This window comes from Vibrio sp. V23_P3S9T160, from assembly GCF_963886625.1.
GTDB lineage: Bacteria > Pseudomonadota > Gammaproteobacteria > Enterobacterales > Vibrionaceae > Vibrio > Vibrio anguillarum.
Genome location: NZ_CAWPDB010000080.1, coordinates 1 through 5,727, shown reverse-complemented (window position 1 = coordinate 5,727; position 5,727 = coordinate 1). Strand labels below are relative to the sequence as shown.

Sequence of the window (5,727 nt, the reverse complement as noted above, 5' to 3'; positions counted from 1 at the left end):
GTTTATCTCATTGAATTTGCATAACAAACGGCTCAAGAGGGATTGCCAACGCGTGGCGGCTTTAGTTCAAAATTGAAGTTCAGTGTTTACAGTGTGTTTTTTGAGTTCGGCGGTGCGTTGTCAACCCCTTAGCCGGGCGTTATGCAACTCAGGTAAATTTAGGGATTCAATCTTTTGGGATTTCTCCGGCCATTCGTTTCGAGCTGTCGGCAAATGAGCATTTTCGCCTTCAAATTTGTGACTAACTCAAACCGTAAAACAGACAAGATTCTTGGTTTGCCTCAATCATTTTTAGCGTTGGCTTGCTGCCAATTCAGCGGGCGCAAAGTGTGGAAAGGGCAAGTTTATCGAGTATTTTGTACTTGCTGAAAATCTTGCTTGTTGAGTTTGTCTCATTCAAAAGCTTGGTTTGTTGTTGAAAGGTGGGCTTTGTTTTGGCGGCTTATTTATCACGGCTCTGGCTTGGGTTGATTCTTGAATCACTCAACCATTGCAATTGTGGCTTTTGGTCGTGTAAAGTCGGTTTATCTCATTGAATTTGCATAACAAATGGCTCAAGAGGGATTGCCAACGCTTGGCGACTTTAGTGCAAAATTGCAGTTCAGTGTTTACGGTGTGTTTTTTGAGTTCGGCGGTGCGTTGTCAACCCCTTAGCCGGGCGTTAGTTTGCAATCGGAGACTAAGAAACAAAGCGTGACTGTTTGAGATGCTTTTGGGGCAGTTGTGATTGCCCTAATACCGCAACAATGAGAATGCAGTCTGCTTCTTTGGTGTAATAAGCCATGTGTTTCCCCACTGGAAAGTAAAAACCATTTTGGTAAATATCTTCACAGCTTTTTCCTAGTCCTGGGTTATCCGCTAGAGTTTGGAAACCTGAAAGCAAGGTCGACTTATATTTTTGCCACTGCGCTTCAGCGAAATTTTCAATGGTGTAGTGTTTAATCTTGAGTAAGTGCTCTTGGGCTAATTGGCTGAGCTTATATTGTTTATTTTGCATATTGAGGTAAACGCTCAATCAAAGGGTGTTTAGAAAAGTGGCACCATCAACGGTTTTGCCACTATCTAAGTCTTTCTGAGCAGACTCAAAGCAGTGTTTGAGATAATCGAGTTTCATTGCTTCAAGTTCTTCAAAGTCCTTAATGGACATGACAACGACAGTATTCTTACTGTTTTTGCTGATGATGACAGGTTCGCGTTGTGCGCTTAGAAGAAGTTCACCAAAATTTCGTTTAGCATCATTTGCTGTTAGTGTGTGCATAACTAGGCTCCTCACTCAAAGTTTGAAAGAGTATAGCTCATGGTGCGAAGTGTTTAAAATGATTAAATCGCACGATTTGGGTGAAAGCAAACTAACAAACGCCTCAAGAGGGACTGTCAACGCGCGGCGTTTCCAGTCCCAATGAGCCGCGGTGGTTGCAGTTGTTGCGTTTAAGTTTGGTGGTAATGCGTTGCCAGCCCCTTAGGCGGGCGTTATGCAACTCAGGTAAATTTAGGGGTTCAATCTTTTTAGGTTTCTCCGGCCATTCGTTTTGTGTTGTCGGCAAATGAGCTTTTTTACCCTCAAATTCGTGGTTCGCTCAAGCCGTAAAACAGGCAAGGTTCTTTGTGTGCCTCAATCAGTTTTAGCGCTGGCGCGTTGTAAATTCAGTGGGCGCAAAGTGTGGAAAGGGCAAGTTTATCGAGCATTTTGCACTTGCTGAAAGTCTTGCTTATTGAGTTTTCCTGATTCAAAAGCTTGGTTTGTTGTTGAAAGGTGGACTTTGTTTTGGCGGCTCATTTATCACGGCTCTTACTTGGTTTGATTCTTGAATCACTCAACCATTGCAATTGTGGCTTTTGGTCGTGTAAATTCTGTTTATCTTATTGAATTTGCATAACAAACGGCTCAAGAGGGATTGCCAACGCGTGGCGGCTTTAGTTCAAAATTGAAGTTCAGTGTTTACAGTGTGTTTTTTGAGTTCGGCGGTGCGTTGTCAACCCCTTAGCCGGGCGTTAGGTTTTTCGGTAAGTATTTACATCGAGGTGAGGTAATAATGGACTTGTATGATGATGCGAAAGTGAAATTTATAATTCGTCCTCAAGCTGCAAAATGTTTCCAGAGATTTGATCAATGGGTAAGTATTGACTCTGATCTATGGCAAAAAGAATGTATTGTTCAAATTAGGCGTTATCAATCTATTGAGTGTTCAGATGGATTTTCGATGGATGTCACTGATGAGTGCTGGCACGATCTACAAGTATTCACTTTCACAGATGATCTTTTTGATGAAGACGTAAACGACACTAGACAATATGTAGTTGGGGCTGCTGGTTTTGAGAAAGATTGTAATGGAATAGCAATGCTTCAATTCTGCTGGATTCACCCGTTCTGGAGAAATCGTGGGTTATTAAAGTCTAATTGGTGGGAGTTTGAGTTAGAGTTAGGTAAATTTTATGTTTCTTCTCCGAGGAGTAGGGCAATGCAAAATTTTCTAGATTCGATGGATTATGTAGCACCCAAAACCTAACAAACGGCTCAAGAGGGATTGCCAACGCTGGGCGACTTTAGTGCAAAATTGAAATTCAGGGTTTACAGTGTGTTTTTTAAGTTCGGCGGTGCGTTGTCAACCCCTTAGCCGGGCGTTATAGCTTATCTCACATTTCAACCTAGACATTGCTCAATCGATGCCTCAGAGTAAATTCTGACTTTGCTCAACAAAAGGAACAAGTATGTTTAGTCACATCATGATCGGCTCAAATGATATTGAAAAGTCAAAGGTTTTCTATGATGCCATATTGTCGGTGTTAGGTTATCCGGCGGGTGTTATTGACGCTAAAGGCCGCTGTCTCTACATAAACCAAGACGGTGTGCTTGGTATTACTAAACCAGTAAATGGTGAACCTGCTACGCATGGTAATGGGATGACAATTGGCTTTAAAGTTAGTAGCCCAGAGTTAGTAGAAGCATGGCATGCAGCCGGTTTAGCAAATGGTGGAGTTGCTTGTGAAGATCCTCCGGGTATCAGAACGAGTGGACAAAGAAAAATGTATTTAGCTTATTTACGAGATCCTGCAGGCAATAAGCTATGTGCAACACATCATATGTCCACGGGCAACTAAAAGCACCGCTATAACAAACGCCTCAAGAGGGACTGTCAACGCGCGGCGTTTCCAGTCCCAATGAGCCGAAGTGGTTACGGTTGTTGTGTTTGAGTTTAGTGTTATGCGTTGCCAGCCCCTTAGGCGGGCGTTATGTGCTTTGGAGAAATTCATGGAAGTTATTGTTGTTGAAGAACATACATCTGAATATCCAAATCCTATTTATTTGAAGCAAGGCGTTGAGGTTCAACTTGGAGAAATGGATGATGAGTTTCCTAATTGGATATTCGTTGCTACAGATTCAGGTGTACAAGGTTGGACTCCAGCTCAATATATCGAGCCGATCTCAGGCACTAAGAAAGGCATACTGCTGCATGATTACGATGCTGTAGAGCTCAATACTCAATTTGGAGAAAAGCTGACAGTCTTGTTTGAACTTAATTCTTGGTACAGAGTGTCGCGTTCAACAGGTGAAGTGGGTTGGGTTCCTGTGAAAACGGTAAAACGCACATAACAAACGCCTCAAGAGGGACTGTCAACGCGCGGCGTTTCCAGTCCCAATGAGCCGCGGTGGTTACGGTTGTTGTGTTTGAGTGTTGTGTTATGCGTTGCCAGCCCCTTAGGCGGGCGTTAGCCGTTTTCATAATCATTAGCCAAAGTGTAAGTTGCAAAATGAGTAAAAAGGGTGTAATTTTTACTCATGACGAAATTCGAATTTGATGAAAATAAAAGCAGGTCAAATTTTGAGAAACATGGAATTGATTTCTATACAGCTCAAGGTTTGTGGAATGACTCTGATCTTATCGAGATCCCTGCAAACACAAGTGATGAACCTAGGTATTTGGTCATCGGCATGTTAAATGGTAAGCATTGGTCTGGCGTCATTACATACCGTGGACTAAATATTAGGATCATTTCAGTCAGACGTTCACGTAAAGCGGAGGTGAACTTATATGAAAGCGCATGAGTTTGATGCCAAGTTTGAAAGTGACGATGACATTTTAGGTGATCTAGATTTATCTAAAGTTAAGCGTCCAATGCAAAAGCAGAAACGGGTAAATGTTGATTTCCCCTCATGGATGTTAGATTCACTAGATCGTGAAGCTAACCGAGTAGGTGTTACACGACAGTCGATTATCAAGATTTGGCTAGCTGAAAGGCTTGAAAATGTAGCTCATCACCACACTTCAAACTAAACGGCTAACAAACGCTTCAAGAGGGACAGCCAACGCGTGGCATTTTTACTATGCGTTGGTTTTTGTGGTTACGGTGCTATGCGGAAAGTTGGTAGTAGCGTTGGCTGCCCCTTAAGCGGGCGTTATGCAACTCAGGTAAATTTAGGGGTTCAATCTTTTGGGATTTCTCCTGCTATTCGTTTTGTGTTGTCGGCAAATAAGCATTTTAACCCTCAAATTCGTGGTTAACTTAAACCGTAAAACAGGCAAGGTTCTTTGTTTGCCTCAATGAGTTTTGGTGCTGGTTTGTTGCCAATTCAGCGTGCGCAAAGTGTGGAAAGGGTAAGTTTATCGAGCATTTTGTACTTGCTGAAGATTTCGCCCGTTGAACTTGTCTGTTCCAAAAGCTTGGTTTGTTGCTGAAAGGTGAGCTTTGTTTTGGCAGCTTATTTATCGCAGTTCTTACTTGGGTTGATTCTTGAATCACTCAACCATTGCAATCGTGGCTTTTGGTCGTGTAAATTCGGTTTATCTCATTGAATTTGCATAACAAACGGCTCAAGAGGGATTGCCAACGCGTGGCGGCTTTAGTGCAAAATTGAAGTTCAGTGATTATAGTGTGTTTTTTAAGTTCGGCGGTGCGTTGTCAACCCCTTAGCCGGGCGTTATGTATATTAAATCCAATTTCGCTCACAATTATATGCAACAAAGTTAGTTATAATCGTTATGTTCTTGATAAGTGGAGGTTATATCAATTGAGCAACCCATATGAAGCTAATTATGGTTACGAGAAATCTAGTCGTGAGCAAACATGTCACTGTGGTGCAGTTTTTCATGTAAGTGTTCCTGGTCAAAAAGGACACGAAGAGCCAGAAGAGTACTATTGTCCAGAATGTCATTGTGAATATAAAGCACGTGCATCCATGTCTCCAACAGTTACTCTTATTTCAGGGCGCACAGATGGGAAAACAGGATCTTGTTGATTTTTGATCCATTGAAAATATAAGGTTTCAATATGAAAAGAGCAGGAGCTGTTTGCCCCAAGTGTGGTTCAACAACTAGACCCTACAAAGAAAAGATCATGGGGCAGGACACTCAAGATCTTATTTGTGCAGACTGTAAATATACTGGTTGGTGGACTGAATTTCAGCAAAAGGCAGATGCTGATGAAGATGAATAAACTCCAGTAACAAAGCTGTGTTAATACACATAACAAAGCATTTAAGAGTGATTCCCAACGCTTGGCATTTTTGATGCCATCGTTGGGTTTTGTGTTTAAGGTGGTATGGTTAGGTGTTGTGGTAGCGTTGCTCACACCTTAATGCGGCGTTATGGCGCAAGGTGAAAAATGGATACTATCGTTGATTTAGTTAGAAAAGATCCCGTTCGATTTGAAGCACTGGAATGTGTTTACCAGCTTGAATTGCCTCAGTGCTACATAGCCGCAGGTTTTGTGCGAAACCTTGTCTGGGAC

General features: G+C 42.2%; 9 protein-coding genes. 7 read left to right on the top strand and 2 right to left on the bottom strand.

Features of this window, described 5'->3' with window-relative positions; translation table 11 throughout:
* Nucleotides 1–679: 679 nt before the first annotated feature.
* Together AACU59_RS04435 and AACU59_RS04430 are read right to left on the bottom strand one after the other, a co-directional pair.
* Nucleotides 680–997, bottom strand: coding sequence for a type II toxin-antitoxin system RelE/ParE family toxin (locus AACU59_RS04435; protein WP_001180240.1), 318 nt, complete (start codon nucleotides 995–997; stop codon nucleotides 680–682).
* An 18-nt stretch (nucleotides 998–1,015) separates the two neighbouring features.
* Nucleotides 1,016–1,258 (bottom strand): type II toxin-antitoxin system Phd/YefM family antitoxin, encoded by a 243-nt coding sequence (locus AACU59_RS04430; RefSeq protein ID WP_000557292.1) that lies wholly within the window; start codon nucleotides 1,256–1,258, stop codon nucleotides 1,016–1,018.
* A gap of 775 nt (nucleotides 1,259–2,033) precedes the next feature.
* Here AACU59_RS04430 and AACU59_RS04425 point away from each other — a divergent pair.
* The 7 genes from AACU59_RS04425 to AACU59_RS04395 form a co-directional block, all read left to right on the top strand.
* Nucleotides 2,034–2,507, top strand: coding sequence for a hypothetical protein (locus tag AACU59_RS04425; RefSeq protein WP_161437709.1), 474 nt, complete (start codon nucleotides 2,034–2,036; stop codon nucleotides 2,505–2,507).
* Nucleotides 2,508–2,709: 202 nt separating this feature from the next.
* A complete protein-coding gene (locus tag AACU59_RS04420; protein WP_000491261.1) occupies nucleotides 2,710–3,099 on the top strand; it encodes a VOC family protein in 390 nt (129 codons plus the stop codon).
* Nucleotides 3,100–3,250: 151 nt separating this feature from the next.
* Entirely contained in the window at nucleotides 3,251–3,592 is a 342-nt protein-coding gene (locus AACU59_RS04415; protein WP_094145274.1) for an SH3 domain-containing protein, read from the top strand.
* Nucleotides 3,593–3,778: 186 nt separating this feature from the next.
* Entirely contained in the window at nucleotides 3,779–4,045 is a 267-nt protein-coding gene (locus tag AACU59_RS04410; protein ID WP_010320360.1) for a BrnT family toxin, read from the top strand.
* On the top strand, nucleotides 4,032–4,274 hold the full coding sequence (brnA, locus tag AACU59_RS04405) for a type II toxin-antitoxin system BrnA family antitoxin (protein WP_010320361.1): 243 nt from the start codon (nucleotides 4,032–4,034) through the stop codon (nucleotides 4,272–4,274). The genes AACU59_RS04410 and brnA overlap by 14 nt, the downstream gene beginning before the upstream one ends.
* Before the next feature lie 994 nt (nucleotides 4,275–5,268).
* Complete coding sequence (locus AACU59_RS04400; protein ID WP_141195608.1) at nucleotides 5,269–5,433, top strand: Eag protein; 165 nt, start codon at nucleotides 5,269–5,271, stop codon at nucleotides 5,431–5,433.
* Between the two features lie 168 nt (nucleotides 5,434–5,601).
* Nucleotides 5,602–5,727: nucleotidyltransferase family protein (locus AACU59_RS04395; protein WP_202598847.1), on the top strand; the 126-nt coding region annotated here is incomplete at its 3' end.